Genomic DNA, 677 nt, shown 5'->3' with positions numbered 1-677 from the left:
ACCTTTTTTAATACTATCAATCACTTTTTTAAATCCTTGGTTTTCTGCACCTTCTTTGAAGAACACACCAATAACAGCTAGACGACCATCTTGTGCTTTATTTACAAAATGAGCTTCAATTGGATAATGCTTACCATCAAGTTTATGCTCACTGGGTGCATGAAAATGGAATTGTGTTAAATCAAAGTCACGACCATCGATTTTTGCTGTTCCAGTAACGTCTACTTGGATACTGTGACCATTGTCCACTTCATCAAGTACAGCATTATTATAGTTAAGTTCGATTGCTCCATTGTCTTTCATTTCCTGTGCCTTAGTTGTGTCAATGTTGATTGGTGATTGTGTATCGCCTGATTCAAACTCCCAATTTTTTTGATCTTTGTAATTCACTTCTTGGGTTGCGGTTGCCTTTTCTTCTTTTTCTTTTTTGTCAGTTGAAGTTATGTTATTACATCCTGCGATAAGTAGGGAAAGTGTCAGTAAACTTACCCATATAAAATTTACTTTCATGTTAAGCCTCTTTTCTTAGAAGATGAGGATAAGTATACCCCTTGAAAATAAGTATCACAATATTTTTTTGTTAAATTTGTCCAAAAGATCCCAACAACCTCTATTGAGGGTGGGGATTTTTTGAATGGGGTTCTCAAAAAATACTACCCGTTCTTTGCACAATTTTT

Annotated in this window: 1 protein-coding gene; it reads right to left on the bottom strand. The window is 34.9% G+C overall.

Features of this window, described 5'->3' with window-relative positions:
• The coding region (locus AAHB12_RS31200; RefSeq protein ID WP_342048942.1) for a carbonic anhydrase family protein at positions 1-510 on the bottom strand (510 nt) is incomplete at its 3' end.
• Between the last annotated feature and the right edge of the window lie 167 nt (positions 511-677).

It is taken from the genome of Bacillus sp. OTU530, from assembly GCF_038440375.1.
This window is presented reverse-complemented; position numbering and strand designations above follow the sequence as displayed.